25 protein-coding genes and 1 other RNA gene are annotated in these 20,529 nt (G+C 61.9%); 18 read left to right on the forward strand and 8 right to left on the reverse strand.

Going from position 1 to position 20,529, the window contains the following annotated elements:
• Positions 1-18: 18 nt before the first annotated feature.
• The 7 genes from Q1K29_RS00830 (at position 19) to Q1K29_RS00860 (ending at position 4,546) form a co-directional block, all read left to right on the forward strand.
• Complete coding sequence (locus Q1K29_RS00830) at positions 19-1,335, forward strand: pilus assembly protein (RefSeq protein WP_300390266.1); 1,317 nt, start codon at positions 19-21, stop codon at positions 1,333-1,335.
• A gap of 2 nt (positions 1,336-1,337) precedes the next feature.
• Positions 1,338-1,698, forward strand: a transfer-messenger RNA (tmRNA) gene (gene ssrA / locus Q1K29_RS00835).
• A 99-nt stretch (positions 1,699-1,797) separates the two neighbouring features.
• The gene (locus tag Q1K29_RS00840) at positions 1,798-1,992 is read left to right on the forward strand and encodes a hypothetical protein (protein WP_300390269.1); all 195 of its coding nucleotides are present in this window, start codon (positions 1,798-1,800) and stop codon (positions 1,990-1,992) included.
• Positions 1,993-2,167: 175 nt separating this feature from the next.
• A complete protein-coding gene (locus tag Q1K29_RS00845; RefSeq protein WP_300390272.1) occupies positions 2,168-2,656 on the forward strand; it encodes a ClpXP protease specificity-enhancing factor SspB in 489 nt (162 codons plus the stop codon).
• Positions 2,657-2,658: 2 nt separating this feature from the next.
• Positions 2,659-3,117 carry a PaaI family thioesterase gene (locus tag Q1K29_RS00850; protein ID WP_300390275.1) on the forward strand — a complete coding sequence of 153 codons (459 nt, stop codon included), beginning with the start codon at positions 2,659-2,661 and terminating at the stop codon, positions 3,115-3,117.
• 3 nt (positions 3,118-3,120) lie between these two features.
• The gene (locus tag Q1K29_RS00855; protein ID WP_300390278.1) at positions 3,121-3,924 is read left to right on the forward strand and encodes a nucleotidyltransferase domain-containing protein; all 804 of its coding nucleotides are present in this window, start codon (positions 3,121-3,123) and stop codon (positions 3,922-3,924) included.
• Positions 3,925-4,069: 145 nt separating this feature from the next.
• Positions 4,070-4,546 (forward strand): SET domain-containing protein-lysine N-methyltransferase, encoded by a 477-nt coding sequence (locus Q1K29_RS00860; RefSeq protein WP_300390281.1) that lies wholly within the window; start codon positions 4,070-4,072, stop codon positions 4,544-4,546.
• 24 nt (positions 4,547-4,570) lie between these two features.
• Here the strand turns inward: Q1K29_RS00860 and Q1K29_RS00865 are convergent, their stop codons facing one another.
• The 3 genes from Q1K29_RS00865 to hemH form a co-directional block, all read right to left on the reverse strand.
• Positions 4,571-4,972, reverse strand: a complete 402-nt coding sequence (locus Q1K29_RS00865; protein ID WP_300390285.1) for an MAPEG family protein — start codon at positions 4,970-4,972, stop codon at positions 4,571-4,573.
• 84 nt (positions 4,973-5,056) lie between these two features.
• Positions 5,057-5,413 carry a RusA family crossover junction endodeoxyribonuclease gene (locus Q1K29_RS00870; protein ID WP_300390288.1) on the reverse strand — a complete coding sequence of 119 codons (357 nt, stop codon included), beginning with the start codon at positions 5,411-5,413 and terminating at the stop codon, positions 5,057-5,059.
• Complete coding sequence (gene hemH, locus Q1K29_RS00875; RefSeq protein ID WP_300390292.1) at positions 5,410-6,468, reverse strand: ferrochelatase; 1,059 nt, start codon at positions 6,466-6,468, stop codon at positions 5,410-5,412. The genes Q1K29_RS00870 and hemH overlap by 4 nt, the downstream gene beginning before the upstream one ends.
• A gap of 136 nt (positions 6,469-6,604) precedes the next feature.
• Between hemH and Q1K29_RS00880 the strand changes: the two genes are divergently transcribed.
• The 7 genes from Q1K29_RS00880 to Q1K29_RS00910 all read left to right on the forward strand — a co-directional run bounded on the left by Q1K29_RS00880 (position 6,605) and on the right by Q1K29_RS00910 (position 12,305).
• Complete coding sequence (locus Q1K29_RS00880) at positions 6,605-7,033, forward strand: hypothetical protein (protein ID WP_300390295.1); 429 nt, start codon at positions 6,605-6,607, stop codon at positions 7,031-7,033.
• A gap of 98 nt (positions 7,034-7,131) precedes the next feature.
• Complete coding sequence (gene fumC / locus Q1K29_RS00885) at positions 7,132-8,541, forward strand: class II fumarate hydratase (RefSeq protein ID WP_300390297.1); 1,410 nt, start codon at positions 7,132-7,134, stop codon at positions 8,539-8,541.
• A 13-nt stretch (positions 8,542-8,554) separates the two neighbouring features.
• Positions 8,555-9,016: a hypothetical protein gene (locus Q1K29_RS00890; protein ID WP_300390300.1), complete on the forward strand. Its 462-nt coding sequence runs from the start codon at positions 8,555-8,557 to the stop codon at positions 9,014-9,016.
• Between the two features lie 158 nt (positions 9,017-9,174).
• Positions 9,175-9,984, forward strand: a complete 810-nt coding sequence (locus Q1K29_RS00895) for an SDR family oxidoreductase (RefSeq protein ID WP_300390302.1) — start codon at positions 9,175-9,177, stop codon at positions 9,982-9,984.
• 104 nt (positions 9,985-10,088) lie between these two features.
• Positions 10,089-11,738: a SulP family inorganic anion transporter gene (locus Q1K29_RS00900; protein ID WP_300390305.1), complete on the forward strand. Its 1,650-nt coding sequence runs from the start codon at positions 10,089-10,091 to the stop codon at positions 11,736-11,738.
• An 82-nt stretch (positions 11,739-11,820) separates the two neighbouring features.
• Entirely contained in the window at positions 11,821-12,117 is a 297-nt protein-coding gene (locus Q1K29_RS00905) for an aspartate decarboxylase (RefSeq protein WP_300390308.1), read from the forward strand.
• Between the two features lie 11 nt (positions 12,118-12,128).
• Positions 12,129-12,305, forward strand: a complete 177-nt coding sequence (locus Q1K29_RS00910) for a DUF4169 family protein (RefSeq protein ID WP_300390311.1) — start codon at positions 12,129-12,131, stop codon at positions 12,303-12,305.
• A 190-nt stretch (positions 12,306-12,495) separates the two neighbouring features.
• Here Q1K29_RS00910 and Q1K29_RS00915 read toward each other — a convergent pair whose 3' ends face one another.
• On the reverse strand, positions 12,496-13,563 hold the full coding sequence (locus tag Q1K29_RS00915; protein WP_300390314.1) for a hypothetical protein: 1,068 nt from the start codon (positions 13,561-13,563) through the stop codon (positions 12,496-12,498).
• A 163-nt stretch (positions 13,564-13,726) separates the two neighbouring features.
• Between Q1K29_RS00915 and Q1K29_RS00920 the strand changes: the two genes are divergently transcribed.
• Positions 13,727-14,839 (forward strand): NADH:flavin oxidoreductase, encoded by a 1,113-nt coding sequence (locus Q1K29_RS00920; RefSeq protein ID WP_300390316.1) that lies wholly within the window; start codon positions 13,727-13,729, stop codon positions 14,837-14,839.
• 50 nt (positions 14,840-14,889) lie between these two features.
• Here Q1K29_RS00920 and Q1K29_RS00925 read toward each other — a convergent pair whose 3' ends face one another.
• Positions 14,890-15,060: a YqaE/Pmp3 family membrane protein gene (locus Q1K29_RS00925; protein ID WP_300390318.1), complete on the reverse strand. Its 171-nt coding sequence runs from the start codon at positions 15,058-15,060 to the stop codon at positions 14,890-14,892.
• Positions 15,061-15,205: 145 nt separating this feature from the next.
• Between Q1K29_RS00925 and Q1K29_RS00930 the strand changes: the two genes are divergently transcribed.
• Together Q1K29_RS00930 and Q1K29_RS00935 are read left to right on the forward strand one after the other, a co-directional pair.
• Positions 15,206-15,745 carry a nuclear transport factor 2 family protein gene (locus Q1K29_RS00930; protein WP_300390320.1) on the forward strand — a complete coding sequence of 180 codons (540 nt, stop codon included), beginning with the start codon at positions 15,206-15,208 and terminating at the stop codon, positions 15,743-15,745.
• 72 nt (positions 15,746-15,817) lie between these two features.
• The gene (locus Q1K29_RS00935; RefSeq protein WP_300390322.1) at positions 15,818-16,612 is read left to right on the forward strand and encodes an enoyl-CoA hydratase/isomerase family protein; all 795 of its coding nucleotides are present in this window, start codon (positions 15,818-15,820) and stop codon (positions 16,610-16,612) included.
• 3 nt (positions 16,613-16,615) lie between these two features.
• On the opposite strand, the gene Q1K29_RS00940 is transcribed toward Q1K29_RS00935, so the two are convergent.
• The gene (locus tag Q1K29_RS00940; protein WP_300390324.1) at positions 16,616-17,167 is read right to left on the reverse strand and encodes a DUF4287 domain-containing protein; all 552 of its coding nucleotides are present in this window, start codon (positions 17,165-17,167) and stop codon (positions 16,616-16,618) included.
• 164 nt (positions 17,168-17,331) lie between these two features.
• Between Q1K29_RS00940 and Q1K29_RS00945 the strand changes: the two genes are divergently transcribed.
• A complete protein-coding gene (locus Q1K29_RS00945) occupies positions 17,332-17,886 on the forward strand; it encodes a DUF3833 domain-containing protein (RefSeq protein WP_300390326.1) in 555 nt (184 codons plus the stop codon).
• Between the two features lie 24 nt (positions 17,887-17,910).
• Here Q1K29_RS00945 and Q1K29_RS00950 read toward each other — a convergent pair whose 3' ends face one another.
• Together Q1K29_RS00950 and Q1K29_RS00955 are read right to left on the reverse strand one after the other, a co-directional pair.
• Entirely contained in the window at positions 17,911-18,582 is a 672-nt protein-coding gene (locus Q1K29_RS00950) for a hypothetical protein (protein ID WP_300390327.1), read from the reverse strand.
• Positions 18,583-18,643: 61 nt separating this feature from the next.
• Entirely contained in the window at positions 18,644-20,452 is a 1,809-nt protein-coding gene (locus Q1K29_RS00955; protein ID WP_300390329.1) for an AsmA family protein, read from the reverse strand.
• Positions 20,453-20,529 lie beyond the last annotated feature (77 nt).

Here is a 20,529-nt window from a genome sequence, read left to right on the forward strand (position 1 = left end):
TGAGGGAGAGGGTGAGTCATGTCTCTGACAAATATGTCGGGCGCTTTTCGGGCGCACCGGGGAAATTTTGCGGACCGACTTTGGCGCCGAAGCCTTGACCTGCTGGCGCTCGACCGCGGCCACGTCGCCGTCATCCTCGCGCTTGCCGTTCTTCCAATCGCCCTGGTTTCCGGCTTCGCGATCGACTTCCAGCTTCTGACGACGAAGAAGAACAAGGCCCAGTACAACCTCGATTCAGCTGTCATTGCAGGCACGCGCGCTTTGCGCGAAGGCCACTCGCACGCCGAGGTGAAGCAGCAGGTGGGTGATTACTTCATGACGGCCCTGTCCTCTTCGGAGAACTTCCTGAACTGCGAGAGCCCGACTGTGGTAATCGACGCTACCGATGTCGAAGCCTCGACACGCTGCTCGCTGGCGACGACGCTGTCCGCCATTGCCGGGGTCGAGGAGATGAGTTTCCAGATCACGACGGCCACCACCTACGGCATCGGCAAGGTCGATGTTGCCTTTGTCTTCGACGTCTCCGGCTCAATGGGCGGCTCACGCATCGCCGATCTCAAGCTCGCCGCGCATGATGCCGTGAACACGCTCATTCCAGATGATCCCGCCGTCGGCCAGGAAGACGATATCCGCATTTCCATGGTCGCCTATAATGGCGCCTTCAATGCCGGCAGCTACTTCCAGGCCGTGACCGGGGAAACCCCTGAACAGACCTACTGGTATCGCCATGATGGGGAGTGGCGTTCCTATCACTATTCGACCACCTGCGTGTTCGAACGGGCCGGCGGTGAAGCCTTCACGGACGCGGCCCCCGGCGACGGCCAGTATCTGATGGCGGCAGGGGTCTATGAGCGCAACGACTGCAGCAACGCCAAACCGCTTGAGCTGACCAGCGATGAAACGCCCCTGCATGACTATATCGAGACCCTTTCAGCCGGCGGGAATACAGCCGGCCACCTCGGGGTCGCCTGGGGCTGGTACACGATTTCCCCCAACTGGGCCGGAATCCTGCCTGAAACCTCAGCCCCGCTCGCCTATGACGAACCGGATTCGGCCAAGGCCATCGTTCTGATGACGGACGGCGCCTTCAACACGGTCGGCGACTATAACAATGGTTCGTCCAGCTGGCAGGCGCGGCAACTCTGCGACGCAATCAAGCAGCAGGACATTGTCATCTACTCGGTCGCCTTCCAGGCCCCGTCTTCCGGTGAGGATGTGCTGCGCGACTGCGCCAGTGGTGAGGAAAACTTCTTCACGCCGCAGGACGGCGAAGAGCTGACGGATGCCTACCAGTCCATTGCGACCGCGATTTCAGACCTGCGGATCACACACTAACCCCCCTTTATAGGACGGCGCGGACGGCCTATATAGATAGTGTTCCTTCGGGAGCTATGGCGATAAACGCACGTGTAATAAGCGGTTCGGACCCGGGGGCGGTACCCGGCGGCTCCACCATAATTCTTCTGCTCATTAGGCAGATTGGTATGGGGCCGAAACAGGATCGACGGACGTGTAAAGACGATGCTTTCGCCCGCCCGAGCTGCGTTAGAAGCTCAACTCAGAATAGTTGCTAATGACAACTTTGCTGAAGGTGAACTGATGGCCGCGTAAGCGGTCGGTAAGTGAACCGAACTTAACTCCTGGGGCTTCAGCGCCTCAGGCGGGGCCCGGAGGCGCCTGGCAACAGAAGCCTCCACCTTCTCCTTTTTCTCTGTGCAAACGACAAGGCTCTGGCCCATGGGGCGGAACGGCGTGCCCAAGGCAGCGTTCATCCTGCCAGAACAGGAGTTAGAGACCATGTCATCTTTCGCAATTTACACGATCGGCTACATTATCCTCATCGCTGGCCTTGCCTGGGGTGCCTATGCTTTAGGCGTTCCTGCCCAGTGGATTGCCATCGGCGGAGTCATTCTGGCCGGCATCGGCATCATCACCGGTGTATCCTCGACACGGCGCAAGGATAAAACCGAAGCCTCCGTTGAAGAGGGGTAGCGGCAACCCCCTTCTGCCTGTAGTATCTATCGCAATGCCGAGGGGACGAACTGTAGACGGTACAGCGATAAACGCAGTGGCGCGAAGGTGTTAGCGTGTCCTCGCTTCATGAATGAAGCGTGTTGTATACGTCCGATGAAGCAGTAGAACGGTTGTCAGGAAATGGATGGGCTGAATGACTGACTACATTGGCTACGAAGCTTTGACTCAGGCGGCCATGCGCGGTGTCGTGCGTGAGGCCTTGCGGGAGACTGCCCGCAACAAGGCCGCGCCGGGTGAGCATCACTTTTACATCACCTTCCGCACCAAGGCGCCGGGCGTGAAAATGGCCGAGCATCTTGTGGAGCGCTTTCCGGACGAGATGACCATCGTCGTCCAGCACCAGTTCTGGGACCTGGAAATCTTCGATGGCCATTTCGAAGTGATCCTGAAGTTCAATGGCGTGCCCCAGCACCTCTCCATCCCGTTTGCCGCGATGACCCGTTTCGTGGACCCGTCCGTCAATTTTGGCCTGTCCTTCGAGCGCAGCGACCAGGCCACAGGCCAGGATGTCGTCGCGCCGACGACAGACTCCGACGCGCCCGAGCCGGAAGAGCCGAAGCGTGCTTCCGGGGATGATGGCGCAAGCACCGTCGTCAGCATTGACGCCTTCCGCCGGAAATAGCCTTGGCCGATAGCGATACTGAAAAGCCGCGCATGAGCGATGCCGACATGCTGGCGCGCTTCCAGACTTCGAAGAAACGCCCGGCCTGTTCCGACACGCTCGGCATGCACCTCGCCGAAGTCCATCAGGACGAGATGCGCATCGTCGTCGATTTCGTCGCCAATGAAAGCTTCGCCAATCCGACCGGCGCGATCCAGGGCGGCTTTATCGCAGCCATGCTGGATGAGGCCATCTCGACCAACATCATCATCGCCTCGAACGTCACCATGACGGCCCCGACACTGGAGATGAAGGTGTCGTACCTCCGCCCGCTTTTCGTCGGGCCTGCAAAGGTCGAGGCGACAATCCTGAAATTCGGCAAGACGGTGTGCTTCTCGGAAGCGAAGTGCCTCGACCCGGACGGAAAGATCGTCGCCACCGCCACCGCCACAGCAGCACCAAAGCCCTTCAAGCGGTTCTGAACCATGTCCGGTGTGGACGTGATCCCCGCTGACGCATTGCAATGCATCCGCAAACGACTGGAGCGGGTGAAGGCCGAGCACGATGCACGCATCCTGCTGGCCGTCGAATCGGGGAGCCGGGCCTGGGGCTTTCCCTCGCCAGACAGCGACTTCGATGTCCGCTTTATCTATGTCCTGCCCAAGCGCGCCTATCTCGGCCTCGAACAGCCTCGGGACGTCATCGAGCAGCCCATTGAGGGCCTCTACGACATCAATGGCTGGGATCTCCGCAAGGCGCTCAACCTGCTCCTCAAGGCCAATCCGGCCATAGCGGAATGGCTTCGTTCTCCAATCGTCTACGAAGAAGCCCCGGGATTTCGCGAAGAGATCGAAGCATTGCTCGCGCTGATCGATGAACGGCCGGCCGCGCAGCATCACCATCTCAGCACCTTGCGCTCGGCTTATACCCGCCAGATCCAGGGCCAGGAAACGGTGAGACTGAAGAAGTACTTTTATTGCCTGCGTCCGGCCTATGCCCTGCACTGGATGTGGGAGAACGCCGACGGGCAGTTGCCTATGGTCTTTTCAGAGCTCCGGCGCGGCGTGCGCGAACCCGCCGACAGGGCAGAGGAAATCGACCGGCTTCTGTCACTGAAGGCTTCGACCCGCGACCTCGGTGCTGGCGACCCGCTTCCAATGCTGGACAGCTTTCTTGAGGCGACGATCGCCAAGGCCGAGAGCCTTGACCTCGGCCACCAGAAAAAACCTGTGCCATCTGTGCGGGCTGCATGCGAAAGCCTCTTGTTGCGCACGCTGGAGGAAGCCTGACGCCGCAGCGGCCTTCAGCCCCTCCCATTATTTAACTTGAATATTCCCCAATTGCGGGCATTTACCGAAATTGCGCGACGCCAGCGCGGGCAAAACCCTGATCCCTTTCCGGGCGGCGACCCGGTCTTTCAGGAGTGTCCCGGCGATGATGCTGGTGCCCTGTTATCTTGCTGCGTCCGACATCGAAGGTCTCGGCGTTTTCTCCCGCAACCCCATCAAGCAAGGCGCGCTGATCTGGCGGTTCGACCCGCGCGTCGACCGGATGATCTCGCTCGACAGCTTCTGCGATGCCGATGAACGGCTTTCGGATTTTCTCAAGCGCTACACTTACATCCCGCCCTACGACACATCCGTCTGCATCCTGGACGGCGATGAGGGCCGCTACATGAACCATAGCGAGCGACCAAATACCGACTTCTCCAGCATTGATGCCGGCTATGCCCTCGCCGACATCCCGGCCGGCGTCGAGCTGACCTGCGACTATCGCGAGTTCGACACGACGGCTGATCACATGATGGCTTCCATCAGCCCGCTCGGACGCCAGCTTTCCCACCAGATGATCGCCCCTGCCCTTAGCAATAGCAGGGACGGCGAGAGCTGGATCACCCCGCGCTTGTCGTAACAGGCCTGTACGCTGCGGCCGGACCTAAAACCCGGTCGCGGCAATCACGTAAAGCTCGATCAGGATCCCGACGAGGCTGACAGCCCAGACCAGTGTCCGCAGCACCGGGATGCCGATGAGGTAAACCGGCGCATAGGCCAGCCGCGCCCAGAAATAGAGCGCCCCACCAATCGCGGTAAGGCCGGAATTGAGGCCGGCCGTCTCGATGAGGAGAATGGCGAAGCCAAAAAGGAGAAGGCCTTCAATATGGTTCTGGACGGTCCGTTTGGCGCGGCCCGCAAAGACATCCTCCCGGCCCGGCTCGTCGCGGGGACCAAGGCCCCAGCTCAGGCCATTGGCCAGAATCGCGCTCGACGCCTGAACGGCAATCAGCACGAGCAGGATCACGACGGACCCGGAGAGATACAGCATTTCCTGAGACATCATGGCGTTAGCCCTCCCGATGTTACGCAGTCAGTACTCTATTCTTCTGCACGCGCCTTTCCAGTTGCTTCAGGTTACAGGGTAAATTCAATCCATCGCCTCGACGCGCATATAGATGCCCTCGCGGTCCCCCACACGGCGTTCGACCAGAAGACGGGCCACCTGATGGTCGTCGACGAAAACATTGCCTGAGACGCTGTCGAGCAGCGCCTTGGCGAGATTGTCGAGGTCCATCCAGGGCGGGTCGCCGGTATACTCCATGACGATGTGGACGGCATAATCGCCATGGCCGGGCCGGAGCGGGGTGAAATCCTTGCGGAAGAACTCCCTCAGCAGCGGTTTGTAATATTTCGCCTGCGTCGTCAGCCCGAAGCAGCGCACCTCCAGCGCCCCCTCATCGGTGATGCGGGCACGAACCTTTCCGCTCTTGGTCCAGTCGTTCAATCCTGCTCCACCCATCCCGCCAGGTCACGCTTCACCAGCGTTTCCAGCAGGTCGATCGCGCGGTCGCTGTCATTCAGGCATGGCACGACGGAATAGTGCGTGCCGCCAGCCTCGGTGAACTGCTCATGCCCGAGGATCGAAATTTCCTCCAGCGTCTCAAGGCAATCGGATATGAAGGCCGGCGAGACCACGACGAGCTTCTTCACGCCTTCGCCCGGCAGGGCTTCCAGCGTCTTGTCGGTATAGGGCTGCAGCCATTCCGTCGGCCCGAACCGGCTCTGGAAGGTCGTTATCGCGAAGCCTTTGTCCCAGCCAAGCTTTTCTGCCACCAGCCGCGTGGTCTTGTGGCAATGGCAATGATACGGATCGCCGTTCTCGAAATAGGATTTCGGGATGCCGTGATAGCTCATCAGCACACGGTCGGGTGTGAAGTCCAGGCCCTGAATGTGCTCGCGGATAGAGGTGGCCAGCGCCTCGATATAGTCGGGATGATCGTGAAAGGGCTGGGCGGTGCGCACGGCCGGCTGCCAGCGCAGTTTCTCGATGGCCCGGAAAGTGCGGTCATAGACACTCGCCGTCGTCGTCGCGGAATACTGCGGATAAAGCGCCAGCACGGCGATGCGCGTGCAGCCCTCCCGCGTCAGACGCTCGATCTTCGAGGCGATGGAGGGATTACCGTAATTCATCGCGAAATCGACCAGCACCTTGTCGCTGCCGATCCGGGCGGCGAGCTTTTCGGCCTGGCGGCGTGTATAGACGAGCAGGGGCGAGCCTTCCTCCATCCAGACCTTCTTGTAGGCTTCGCCGGATTTCGACGGACGGAAGGTCAGGATCGGCCCCTGCAGGATGGGCTGCCAGAGCAGCGGATTGAGCTCGATGACGCGCCGGTCGGAGAGGAATTCGGAGAGGTAGCGGCGCATCGACCAGTAGTCGGTCCCGTCAGGTGTCCCGAGATTGACGAGGAGCACACCGGTCTTGCCCTCGGCGATGGCGGGGTGTCCGTCCGGAGCCTTGTCCGGCACACGGGCGGTGCTGGCGAAACGCGTATCGGGCATGTCTGCCTTTGTCCTCTCCTGCTTGCTGACCAATAGATAGAGCGCAGCGCGCCGAAACAAGCGTTCAGCACTGTTACTCTTGCGCCCGGCGGCGGAAACCTGCGAAAGTCACCTCTGGTTAACCAGGGAAACGTCCATGATGGCTTCACGCATTGCGCCGCTAGCGCTGTTGCTGGCGTGCCTGACAGCTGCATGCGGCAATGATCGTGAACCGATCCGGTTCGAATACGCTGAAACAGTAATGGACATCTGCGCCGAGGCCGTCATTGGCTTCCCGACCGACAGTGCCACCCTGTCCGAGACGGCCCAGGCAAAACTGTACGACGCTGTCGACCAGCTCGGCACGGACTGCGAAGGCGCAAGCATCGAGATCATCTCCTTTGCCGATCAGGCCGGCGACCAGATGGCCTATGCGCGCACGGCCACCGTCGAGGACGCGATCGTCACGAGTTACGGCATCTCCGACAGCCGCATCGCCAAGTCGACCGAGGAAGCGCCGTCGCTGGAGATGGCCGACCATGTCCGCATTGCCCTCATGGTCGAGGTCCCGGTCGAGGACGAATAGGTCCGCTCGCGCACCATCTGGCGCATTTGCGCCTGTCTGCCTGCGTGCTAAAGCGCGCGGGACACTACACATTTTGCCGAACATGAAGGAGCCACCCGATGGGACTTTTTGGCGACAAGGAGCCGAAGCCGCGCACCGAAACCGATACGATGGGCGGAATCGAGGTTGCCGGTGACAAGTATTGGGGCGCACAGGCGCAACGCTCGCTCGGCAACTTCAAGATCGGCTGGGAAAAGCAACCAGAGCCGGTCGTTCGCGCGCTCGGCATCGTCAAGAAGGCCGCCGCCCAGACCAATATGGAGCTCGGCAAACTCGACGCGAAGCTCGGTGAGGCGATCATCCAGGCCGCTGACGAAGTCATCGACGGCAAGCTCGACGAGCATTTCCCGCTCGTCGTCTGGCAGACAGGATCGGGCACGCAGTCCAACATGAACGCCAATGAGGTGATCTCGAACCGCGCCATCGAGATCCTCGGCGGCGAGCTCGGCACAAAGACGCCGGTTCACCCGAATGACCATTGCAACATGTCGCAGTCGTCGAACGACACCTTCCCGACAGCGATGCACATCGCCTGCGCGGAAGAAGTCACCCACCGGCTCCTTCCCGCGCTGAAAAAGCTGCATGGCGCAATCGATGCGAAAGCCAGGGAATGGGCCGACATCATCAAGATCGGCCGCACGCACACCCAGGACGCGACCCCGGTCACGCTCGGCCAGGAATTCTCCGGCTATGCCCAGCAGCTCGCCAATGGCATCGAGCGCATCGAGATGACGCTGCCGAAGCTGATGGAGCTGGCCCAGGGCGGCACGGCGGTCGGCACCGGTCTCGCCTCGCCGGTCGGCTTCGATGACATGGTCGCCAAGAAGATCGCCGAGATCACCGGCCTCGACTTCAAGACCGCACCGAACAAGTTCGAGGCACTGGCCGCGCATGATGCGATGGTCTTCACCCATGGCGCGATCGCAACGGTCGCCATGTCCTGCTTCAAGATCGCCAACGATATCCGCTTCCTCGGCTCCGGCCCGCGCTCGGGCCTTGGCGAGCTGGCGCTTCCGGAAAACGAGCCGGGCAGCTCGATCATGCCGGGCAAGGTGAACCCGACCCAGTGCGAAGCCCTGACGCAGGTCTGCGCCCATATCCATGGCAACAATGCCGCCATCGGCTTTGCCGGCAGCCAGGGCCATTTCGAGCTCAACGTCTTCAACCCGATGATGGCCTACAACTTCCTGCAGTCGACGCGCCTTCTGGCCGACGCCGCAGTTTCCTTCACCGACAATTGCGTGGTGGGCATCGAGCCGCGTCTCGACAATATCGAGCGGGGGCTGAAGAACTCGCTGATGCTGGTGACACCGCTGAAGGAAAAATACGGCTATGACCGCGCCGCCACCATCGCCAAGACCGCCCACAAGAACGGCACCACGCTGCGCGAGGAAGCCATAAAGGACGGCATCCCGGCGGAAGACTTCGATGCCATCGTCGACCCGGCCAAGATGATCTCGCCGGGGTGATTGCGCCGGGCCGATGGAAAAGCTCACCGCCTTCGCGAAGCAGTGGCAGAACGCCCGCGAGGACGGATTTGGCTGCTGGGTCGGTGACATCAGCGATGTACGGGAATCAGAACGCGTAACCACTATTGCGCGCCGCGCGGGCTACGCCCCGGAATCCAGGGACGATTTCTTCGAGATCAGCCGCCGGACAGCTGCGCGCGTGCTGGCCTACGTCCAGAAGGAATCGCTCGCCTATGGGCAGCGCCGGTACCGCGAGGGCCTCGCCCGGGACATGTCCGCCATGCTTGGCGAGCTGGGCCCGGCGGCGCGGTTCTGGTCCAACTCGCGCCATAGCGATTTCGAACCGGCCTCGCCCGTCTTCACCCCTGATAATGCCTGGATGTGGATCGGCCTGACCGAGGCGACCTTCGATACAGGCGTGATTGCCTGCAATGAGGAGACCGGCTTTATTTTCTGGATCGAGGAAGAGGACTGAGTGGGGCCGAATTCCGCCCGTAATAATCCTGATGTTTTTCTTCGCGCCCTCATGGACGAAGAGATCTGATTTATGGCGATAGCCCGCTCCACATACTTGCCAGCCCGCGTCCCCTACGCCAAAAGCTTCACCAGTGAAGAAAAATGGAGGACCGCGACATGGATACCGATTTCAGCAACCTGTTTTCTGTGAAGGGCAAGACCGTCGTCATCACCGGCGGCTCGCGCGGGATTGGCGAAATGCTGGCGGCCGGCTACCTCGCCAATGGCGCGAAGGTCATCATCTCATCGCGCAAGGCCGATGCCTGCGAAGAGACAGTCAAGCGTCTGAAAGACCAGTATGGCGGCGAGACCTATGCCATCCCGTCAGACGTTGGCCAGATGGTCGGCATCCAGCACCTCGCCGATGAAATCGCCAAACGCGAGGACAAGGTCGACGTTCTCATCAATAATGCAGGCGTCGCCTGGGGCGCCACGCTTGAAGAGTTTCCGGAAAGCGGCTGGGACAAGGTTATGGACGTGAACGTCAAAGGCATCTTCTTCCTGTTCCAGAAGCTGATTCCGCTGCTGCGGAAGTCCGCAAACGCCGAGGATCCGGCCCGCGTCATCAATATTGCCTCGATCGACGGCCTGCACACCTCGCCCTTCAGCGGCTATGCCTATGGCACCTCCAAGGCGGCCGTCATTCACCTGACCCGTTTCATGGCGTCCCAGCATGTCGGCGAACATATCCTCGTCAACGGGATCGCGCCCGGCCCCTTCCCGACCTGGATGCTGTCGACCGGCGTTGGCTTCGGCGGCAAGACCGAAGGCGTCGATTGGCAGGCCATTGGCGATAGCAACCCATCCGGCCGGGTGGGGACGCCGCAGGATATTGCCGGTCTGGCCATGTTCCTTTCATCACGGGCGGGCGCCTATATCTCGGGCCATACCATCCCCTGCGATGGCGGTATCGTCGCGTCCAGCTAGTCTGGCGCCGGGGAAAATTCAGCTTTTTTGACGGTCTTCGTGTTGCGCCGCAGCATGATCGCGGCCATACGGGCGGCAACCTTCCAGACACGCAAACAAGACTGATGGCTCCCGTGACCAGCAAATCCACATTCGCTGCCTTCGCAGATCGCCTCGGCGCGCAGAATTTTTCGCAGGCGAACCTTTCCAAGTTCACGCCCTCGCGCATCAAGACCGAGCTGCTCGCCGGGCTGACCGTCGCGCTAGCCCTGGTGCCTGAGGCCGTGGCCTTTGCCTTCGTGGCCGGTGTCCACCCGCTGGTCGGGCTTTATGCCGCTTTCATCGTCGGCCTGATCACCGCCTGCATTGGCGGGCGTCCGGGCATGATCTCCGGCGCGACCGGCGCGCTCGCCGTCGTCATGGTCGCGCTTGTCGCCCAGCATGGCGTCGAATACCTGTTCGCCGCCGTTGTCCTGATGGGCATCATGCAGTTGCTGGCGGGCATATTCCGGCTCGGCAAGTTTATCCGGCTGGTGCCACACCCGGTCATGCTGGGCTTCGTCAACGGCCTGGCCATCGTCATCTTCCTCGCCCAGCTCAGCCAGTTCCAGGTGCCCGGTACGGCTGAAGCCTCCGGCCACGGCATGGCGGGCGGCGAATGGATGACGGGCCTGCCGCTGATCCTCATGCTCGGCCTCGTCGCGCTGACCATGGCGATCATCTGGGGCATGCCAAAGCTCACCAAAATCGTCCCCGCGCCGCTGGCCGGGATCGGCATTGTCGCGGCAATCGTGATCGGCTTCGGCCTCGATGTGCCGCGTGTGGGGGACCTTGCCTCCATCGAGGGCGGCCTGCCGGCCTTCCATATTCCCATGGTCCCGCTCAATCTCGAGACGCTGGAAATCATCTTCCCCTATGCGCTCATCCTCGCCGCCATCGGCCTGATCGAAAGCCTGCTGACGCTGAACCTCGTCGGCGAGATGACCAACAGGCGCGGCGGGGCGAGCCAGGAATGCATCGCGCAGGGCACCGCCAACCTCGTCACCGGCTTCTTCGGCGGCATGGGCGGTTGCGCCATGATCGGCCAGTCGATGATCAACGTGAAATCCGGCGGTCGCACCCGTCTCTCCGGCCTGTCGGCCGCCCTCTTCCTGCTCGCCTTCATCATGGTCGGCTCCAGCCTGATCGAGCAGATCCCGCTCGCCGCGCTGGTCGGCGTGATGTTCATGGTCGTTATCGGCACCTTCGCCTGGAACAGCCTGCGCATCATGACGCGGATTCCGCTGACCGATGCGCTCGTGATCGTGCTGGTGACCGGCGTGACCGTGGCCTATGACCTCGCCACTGCCGTGGTCGTCGGCGTCATCGTGTCCGCGCTTGCCTATGCCTGGAACAATGCCCGGCGCATCCACATCGTCGAGCGCGACAGCGTGTCGGTCCCCGGCGCACATGTCTACGAGATCGAAGGCCCGCTCTTCTTCGGCTCGACCGAGGGCTTCGCCGAACTCTTCCACCCGGAGACAGACCCGGATGTTGTGATCGTCGACTTCATGCGCTCGCGTGTGGTCGACCAGTCCGCCCTGCAGGCGATTGAGGATCTGGCCGCAAAGTATGAAGCGCTCGGCAAGACACTGCGCCTCCGCCACCTGTCCCGCGACTGCCACAAGCTGCTCAATCGCGCCGGCCAGCTCATGGTCGATAGCGATGATGACCCGGATTATGCCCTCGCCGCAGACTACTCGATCCGCACCGGTGTGTTCGGCAGCGGGCATTAGGTGGTTCCCCTCAGGTGACGGGCCTGCGCGCTTTGCCTAGGCTCTTGGTCAGCAAGTTCACTGATTCGAAAGGCCATATCCCATGTCCAAGGCGCCCATCGGCTCGAAAGCCAATCCGTCCGAATTCGATGTCATCGAGAAACTCGGCGATGACGAGCCCTATTTCGTGATCCGCGCGCATGACCCGCTCTCTTCGGCGCTGGTCGAGCTACATGCCTATATCGGTGCAGGACAAGCTGGGGCGGCCCACAACAAGCTCGCAGAGATCATGGCGCTGACATCGGCCCGCGCCCCGCGCCCGGCCTCCAGCCCGAAATACCGCGAGACCTTCGCCATCTCGCTTGCCATGGAGCAATGGCGCGACACCCACAGCGACTAGGCCGCCCAAGCGTGGCCGAGCCAATAAATTTCAACAAGGCCCGCAAGGCCAAGGCGCGCGCTCAGAAAGAGCAGCAAGCGGTTGAAAACCGGGCGAAATTCGGCCGCACCAAAGCTGAGAAGCAGGCCGAGGCCGCGCGCCGCGAAAAGCTCCGCAAGGAAATAGATTCGTCCAAGCGCGAAACCTGAGGGTTCATCCTGCGTTCATCCCAGACTTGCCCGGCACGCGCAGAACGCGCCGGGATCGTCAGACAGGATGTTCGACATGAGCAAGATCGCCCTCAAGACCAGCATCGTAACCGCCTGCTTTTTCGTGGCCGCATGCGCCGGCTACGCCATGCATGTCACCGGCATCGGCGGCTGAGGCAGCCTTCAAGCCTCAGCTTCCCGCTTCGCCCGCTTCGGGCGCCTCTGGCTGCGGCACGGGCTGCCAGCCTTCATTGGGCGCGGTGAGCCGGTCGATGAGCTGAAGCCCCGAACGATACCAGGACATGCGCGACAGGGCTTCGCTGTACTTTTCACCCGGCTGGCCGGTCCCGTTCATCGCCGCTGAGAGTTGGGCAGCCTCGGCATAGGCGCCATGGGCCCCCACATAATTCCCCTGCGCCTCAAGACAGGCGCCGAGATTATGCGTCACCGCGGGCGCTTCTGGATATTCTGCCTTCAGGTCTTCCCACACATAGCAGGAGAAATCCGGCGATTTCGGCCCGGCATCTACGGCCTGTTCAAAGCGCGGATCAGCACGAACAACCGGATCAACCGCCTCCTCGATGAAAACTGCACGGCGCGTCGTGTTCATCGGCGCGATATCGGCGCGGACCTCGTAGATAGTGTCAGAGAGCGCATCGAGCACCATGTCCCGCGGCGGCTGAACGCCCCCCAGCAGCCCGTAGACATAACTGCCGCCGGAATGCCGGCCCCGGCGGCTGTGCCAGTAGCTTTCCTCGCAGCTCTCATTCGACGACTCACCGAAATAGGTCTGCTGGAAGAGAACCTGACCGGACCCGTATTCGATCAGGCGCGGGGTAACCGCGACCTCGACGTTCTCACGCAGACAGATTTCCTCGACATCGTCGCGATGCTCGCAATCGAACAGACCGTCCCATTCGACGCATTTCCGCACCGTCTGGGTGTATTCCTCGGCAGTATATTCAGTGACCTCGATCAGGCCCTCATAAATCCCCGCGCGCTCCCCCTCCGGCACGGTGCCATCTGTGTACCGCGCCATGCGGAACCAGGGCCGGCCGTCAAAGGTCGCGCTCGCCAGCATGTCGGCGAAGCGGCCTTCATACCAGCGTCCGCCCGGCCCGGAGAAGCGGCCGACATCCACTGTGCGGGTTTCCACCGCCGCCCTGTTCTCAGGAACGACGCGCGCAGCATAGTCGATACCCGGCGTGGAACAGGCGGCCAGTCCAGCCAGCGCCAGAAATCCTGCAAATCGTTTCATTCCATATCCTCCCCGCTTAGTGCCTTGATGACAGGGAGTTTAGGAAGTCTCAAGTGAATGCGTACTGAATGCTTCATGCGGGGAAAAGTCATTGATCCATAAGGGCGCGTGCCCCAGATACTTGCCTGGTGAAATAACGTCCGGTGAATTTGGGAGAGGTCTGATGTCATCTGTTGCCCCGCTTTTTGAACCCTTCAAGCTGAAAGGCCTGGAGCTGCCTAATCGTATCGTCATGGCCCCCATGACGCGCGGCTTCAGCCCGAACGGTGTGCCGACGGATGATGTCGCCGCCTATTATGCCCGCCGGGCGGCTGCCGATGTCGGCCTGATCCTCTCGGAAGGCACAATCATCCGGCGCAAGGGCGGCGGTGACAATCCGAACTATCCCCTCTTCCATACCGATGCCGCCCTTGCCGGCTGGAAGAAGGTAATCGAGGCGGTCCATGCCGAAGGCGGCAAGATGGGCCCGCAGATCTGGCACCAGGGCATGATGCGCAAGGCTGGCACCGGCCACTGGCCCGACGCGCCGACCGACAGCCCGTCCGGCCTGACCCACAAGGGCAAGCAGATCTTCGAGGCGCCGAGCGAAGAAGACGTTGCCGACATGGTCGCCGCCTATGCCGAGGCGGCAGCCAGCGCGAAGGATCTCGGCTTCGACACCGTCGAAATCCATGGCGCCCACGGTTATCTCATCGACCAGTTCTTCTGGGATGTGATGAACAAGCGCGAGGACAAATATGGCGGCGGGCTGATCGAGCGCGCCCGCTTCGCCGGAGAGATCATTTCCGAAGTGAAGAAGGCCGCCGGGCCGGACATCCCGGTCATCCTCCGCTTCTCGCAGTGGAAGCAGCAGGATTACGGCGTGAAGCTCGCCCAGACCCCGCAGGAGTTCGAGGCTTTCCTCAAGGTCTTCGTCGATGCCGGGGTCGACATTCTGCACGCCTCGCAGCGCCGTTTCTGGGAGGCTGAGTTCCCCGATGTGGATGGCGAGAATGGCCTCAACTGCGCCGGCTGGGCGAAGAAGCTCACCGGCCTGCCGACCATCACGGTCGGGTCTGTCGGCCTGTCGTCAGAATTCACCGGCGCGATGCGCGGCGAGGGCTCCAAGACGCGCCCGCTGACCGATGTGGTCGAGCGTCTCGACAAGGGCGAGTTCGATCTCGTCGCCGTCGGCCGGGCCCTGCTTCAGGACCCGGAATGGGCCCGGAAGGTCAAGGATGGCCGCATCGACGAACTGGCCGACTATGATGGCAAGGCCATGGCGACCCTCTACTAGGGCGCCGGTCTGGATACCGCATTTCCCCGGAGCCTCCCGAGGCTTCGGGCTTATACGGCAGGCTCACCTTTGCTGCTGACCCAGAATGCGTGGATCACGGCCGGAAGCCAGAAGATGAAGCAAAGAACAATATTGATAACGAGCTGCAGGCCGATGCCTGCGCGAAGGGCAACCGCGACTGGCGGAAGGAAAATGCAGAGAAGTATGGTGATAATGGACATAGGGTCTTTCCTGTAAAGCTACAGTGTGAACGTCACGATGCCCTCCACGTTCCCCGAAAGGCGATTACGATCCCCGTTCGGCGCTCTGCTTGACCGTCGCCGGCAATCGTGAGCCCATATGTGCTTCAGCTTTTCGGGGGACATCATGAAACGCATCCTTGCCATCGCCGCCATTGCGCTCCTTGCCGCCTGTAATGAAACGGCTGCTCCGGCACCCGAAGCCGAGGCGCAGGCGCCGCCAGTCGATCCCGAGATGGAAGTAACCGACGAAACGGCTGAGGCCGATGCTTCACCGGTCAATCTCGTCATGGGCGTCTACGACGCGTTCGAATATGGCGACATGGATGGGGTAACGGCCAATTTTTCGCCGGACATCGTCTGGAACGAGGCCGAGAACAGCCCCTATGCCGACCGCAACCCCTATGAAGGCTCAGAAGAGATTGTCAGCGAACTTTTCGCACGCCTCGGGGGAGAGTGGGATTATTTCAATGCGACGCCGTCGGAGTTCATCTCCGAAGGTGACAAGGTCGTCGCCCTTGGGCGCTATACCGCCAAGCATGGCGAAACCGGCAAGGAAATGGACATTCCCTTCGTCCATGTCTGGACCGTCGAAGACGGTTCGATCACCGGCTTCCAGCAATACACCGACACGCTCACCCATACGGAAGTGATGCAGGCGGACTAAGGCTCATTTTCTCCGTGACTGCCGCAGCGGTATGAGCCCCATCCTCCCTTCAAAACATCAGGGAGGCCCGCAATGTCCTACGAACAGATCCGCGTGGAGAAGCAGAATTCCATCTGCCTCATCACGCTCAACCGGCCCGACAAGCTGAACGCCTGGACCCCGGATATGAGCCGGGAACTCGGCCAGGCCATCACGGCAGCCAATGAGGATGACGAGATCGGCGCCATCGTCATGACCGGCGAAGGCCGTGGCTTCTGCGCGGGCGCCGACATGTCCTACTTCCAGACCAATATCGACGCGTCCGAAACCAGGGCGCATCAGCGCGATGGCGGCATTGACTGGATCAGCCTGATCCGCTCCTCCAAACCGTGCATCGCTGCCGTGAATGGCCCGGCCTTCGGCATCGGCGTCACCCAGATCCTGCCCTTCGACATGATCGTCGCCTCCACGCAAGCGAAGTTCGGGCTGGTCTTCGTGAAGGTCGGCATCGTGCCGGAACTGGCAAGCTCGCACTTCCTCGTCCAGCGCGTGGGCTGGGGCAAGGCGCATGACCTCCTGCTAACGGCACGGGCGGTCTCGGGCGAGGAGGCGGTCCAGCTTGGCCTCGCCGACCGGCTGTCACAGCCGGAAACGCTCCTGACCGTTGCCATCGAACTCGCGACCCAGATGGCCGACAACCCCTCCCCGATGCTGCGCATGACCAAGGAACTGCTCAGCGCGAATGCCTGCGACACCGATACTGACCGCATCCAGAAGCGCGAGCATGAGAAGCTGGAACTCTGCTACACCCTGCCCGAGCACAAGGAGGCCGTGGCGGCCTTCAGCGAAAAACGGAAACCTGATTTCCGAAAAGGGCTCAAAGGGTAGAGTTCACGCTTTTTCGTACGCCGCCTTCAGCCACGCCTTCACCTCGTCATCGACTTCCTCGACGGCCTGCAGCTTGATCTTGTGCGTGCACATGGATCCCGGCTTTTCGTCGATGAGCCGCAAGGTCCCTGGCTCGCCCTTGAGGTTCAGACCAAGGTCGACACGGGTTTTCGTCGCGGGCGTGACAACCGCGAAGTTCTTCGAGCGGCGGAAGGCGACAGAGGTCTTCTTCGGGGCGATCCCGACATCGTCGCCGAGGCTCTTCGCATAGGCCTCCAGCGCCTCATAGATGGGCCGCAAGCCTTCCTTGCCCTGATACTGGCCGGCCAGCATGTCGCCTTCGTCTGCTTCGAACCGGCCCTTCGCGGCCTGGCAGACCAGGTTTGCATGGCCGTGACCGAAGCCGTGCTGCTCCTTCAGCATCTTCACCTGCTCGCCATGCTTCTCGATCCCGCTCGACTGGAGGAGCTTCACCCAGTGATCGAGCGGCTTACCCGTCTTCGCTTCCAGCCCGGCAATGTGGCTGGCGAGCATCTCCTGTTGCGATTTAGCCATTCGAGGTCTCCCTTCCTGACCCGGCTCATGCGGTTACTGAAGACGCGCTTTGACGTTTGGGCAAGCATTTTCCGCCCGCTCCCCGGCAGCACAGATCGCGAGACACCGATGATCCGATTACGCCGCCCTCCCGTAACGAGTGAAAATACGAGGAGACACACGAGATGCGATTGTCCGCCCTGTTCGCCCCCGCCATCGCCGCCGTTTCTTTGGGAGTGAGCGGGTGTATCTCGAACTCCCTGTCGGATTTCCAGGAGGCGGACCGGACCCTCAGGCTGGAAGAATACTTCCTTGGCGAAACCACCGCCTACGGCATTTTCGAAGACCGCTTCGGCAAGATTCGCCGTCAGTTTACCGTCGATATCACCGGCACGCTGAAAGGCGACACGCTGACCCTGGTGGAGGACTTCGACTATTCCGACGGCGTCACCGATACGCGCACCTGGACCATCGATGTGCTTGGCGATGGCAAGTATCGCGGCACGGCCAACGACGTGCCCGGCATCGCGGAAGGCCAGGCGGTCGGCAACGCCTTCAACTGGCAATACAAGGCCGAGCTGAAGGTTGATGGCGACACCTGGACGGTCGGCTTTGATGACTGGATGTATCTTCTGGAAGACGGCGTGCTGATCAATCGCGCCTATGTCACGCGGTTCGGCATCCGCATCGGCGAGGTCACCATTTCCTTCCAGAAAGGCAGCCGCGGCGGTCGCTCCTGAGCAGGGCGGCCTGGCGCAGCAGGGTTATCCGGGCAGCGTGAGCGAGTGCTTGCCCATGATAACTTCATTGCGGAACTGTGTGCATTCGGCGGTGGCGGGGGCCGGGCCGAGATAGCCGGTGGCCTGCCTCTCGGCATCGGCCATCATCGCGGTGAACTGTGACTGGCGCTGCATCGCATTCCTCGCAAGCTGGCCTGTCATGCCGGCCACCATGACGCCAGCCGTATCCGTGGGAATGTCCTTCTCGAAGGCCGACATGTCATGCTCGGGCGGTTCGCTGAGCGCAAACTGGCGCAGCGGCTCGAGCTTGCCGGAATTCTGGTCGCGATAGGTGGCGCTCGCCTTCAGATAATGTTTGGCCGGGCCAGCGCTCTTCGCACAGGCGCTGAGCGTGGTCTGGACCATGCCATAACGGCGAAGTTGCGCCGTGGCAGAAAAGCCGGGCTCAGGGCGGCTGGCCTCAGCCTTTTGCGGCGCGGGCGCAGCAGGCATCACGGGCCGGATGCGGGCCTCGACCTCAGGCTGCGAAGCGGCGACCTGCATCGCCGGGGCCGGGTCGTTCGGCTGCATCAGGAAAAAGCCGGCGGCAATGCCAAGCACGGGAAGCGCGGCGACCGCGCCCCAGAAAACGAGCGCGCCCTTGCCCTTGTCCGGCTGCGTGCTCTTAACCAGCGCGTCGCGGTCAAAACCTTCCATCGTGTCTGCTCCGTTTGCCTGTCAGACAGGCGCAACCTGGCAGAAAAGCCCTGTGGCGGCGTTAATCCGAAGCGGAAGATTCGTCAGGAGCGGCCTCGGCCCGCGCAAGCAGGGCGCCGCAGGGCGCATCTTTGGCCATGCCCGGCTCGATGAAGGGCAAGGCGGCCAGCCCCCCGCTCAGCGAGCCGAGAATGGCGGCGATGCCGAACTGCGCGACCGTCTCGGCACTGAACGGCTCGATCTGCGGATCGCGCAGAGTGCCGCCAATGCCGACATTGCCGATCAGCGTGCCAAGCGACGCATCCTTGGCATCCGAGCGCACGCTGAGCTTCAATTGCTCCGTGGTGAGATTGATGTCGCCGCGCACCACGACCACGCTGTCTTCGGTATCGACTACCGCCGGATCGAGCCCGGCCACGCCCTGCTCGACATTTGCCACCACGGCCATGCAGCGGGCATCGACATAGGTCCGGTCCTCGGGGTCTTCGCCCATCACGCTCAACGTCTCGACCAGATCGAGGGCGGCCCCCTCGACCGCCAGGGCGAGCACGTCAGCATCGGTCGACCAGATCGAGAATTTGCCATTCATATTGGCCGCCGCCTGCCGGAACCCGTCGCCCGCCGCCTCGACCTTGAAGCGGCCTTCGGTGTGCCCGCGCGCATACGGGTCGAGGGCAAGGCTCTGAAAGGGCACGGCTTCGAGATTGCCCTCGGCAGTCGTCACCGCCGGCGAGCGCGTGCCGTCGATCGTGGCATAGGCGTCCATCGCGCCCTCATCGAAATTGAGCAGGATCAGCGGCGCGCGCACGAGCCGGCCCTCAATCTCGAAATCAAGCTCCAGTCCAGTCACGTCGAAGATGGAATCGACCACGCTTCTGGCCTTGTAGGATATCGAGCCGTCGACGGCATCGAGACGGGAAAAGTCGATCTCGACATTCGGGATGAGCCGGTCACTGCGGTTATAGACCTCGCGCGCCCGCGTCTGGACCTCCCCCACCGTCTCGCCCTCACCGACCCCGAGCGGAATACCGAACACAATGGCGAGGTCATCGGCATCCAGCGTATCGGAAACAAGGTCGGCTGCCACGACTGGCGTCTCCCCGCCCAGCGTGACGGAGATCGATCCGGCCATGTCGCTGTCGCCAATCCGGGTCGCGGGGCTGATATCGAAGTGCCAGGTCCGGTCGGCGATATCGACATCCATCAGCACCTCATAAGGCGGCGTGTCCGGGGCGGCGAGATTGGCAAGGTCTGCAAGGTCAGCGAAGTTGTCGCCGCTGACACGCAGGCTGCCGCGAATGCGCGACAGGCTGCTCGATGCCTCGCCATCGAAGACCAGCCTTGAGCCGGCGCCCGAAGCCTTCACGATCAGCGTGCCGGAACGAAGCGAACCGTGCGCATCCTCGATCAGCACCACATCGCGCCCCTCCGCCCAGTCGATCCGCAGTTCGATCGCCGACAGCGCCACTGTATCGACGACAGAGCGATAATCGCTGAGCTCGGTCTCATCCTCTTCATGGACACCCTCGCGCCCGTCGAGCGTGATATAGCCGTCCGTCGCCTCCAGACGGGAGATCCAGCTGACAAAGGGCAGGAAGCCAAAGATGTTGAAGCGCGCCTCCACCGCCTCGGCCTCCAGCTGCTCCGGCATGGCAACGTCATCGGCAACCGCCGTGGTGATGGCCGGAAATTTCAGGTGCGCCTGGCTGACGCTTGAGCCCTCCGGCCCAAAGCTGCCCAGCGCCCAGTTGGCGAACGGCGTGCCGAAGCGCGGCTGGGTCAGCGCCAGCAGAAAAAGCACGGTGACGAGCAAGATACCCGTGAGGACCATCAGCGTGATCCGGACCGTCTTTTCCGTCTGTGCCTGCATGATTGTATGAACGCGCCGGGCGCACGCCGGTTCTATTAAGCCTTGGAGAGCGCAGTCTGCCCCTGCCAATGCAGGCG

The organism is Henriciella sp. (genome assembly GCF_029937755.1).
Classification (GTDB): Bacteria; Pseudomonadota; Alphaproteobacteria; order Caulobacterales; family Hyphomonadaceae; genus Henriciella.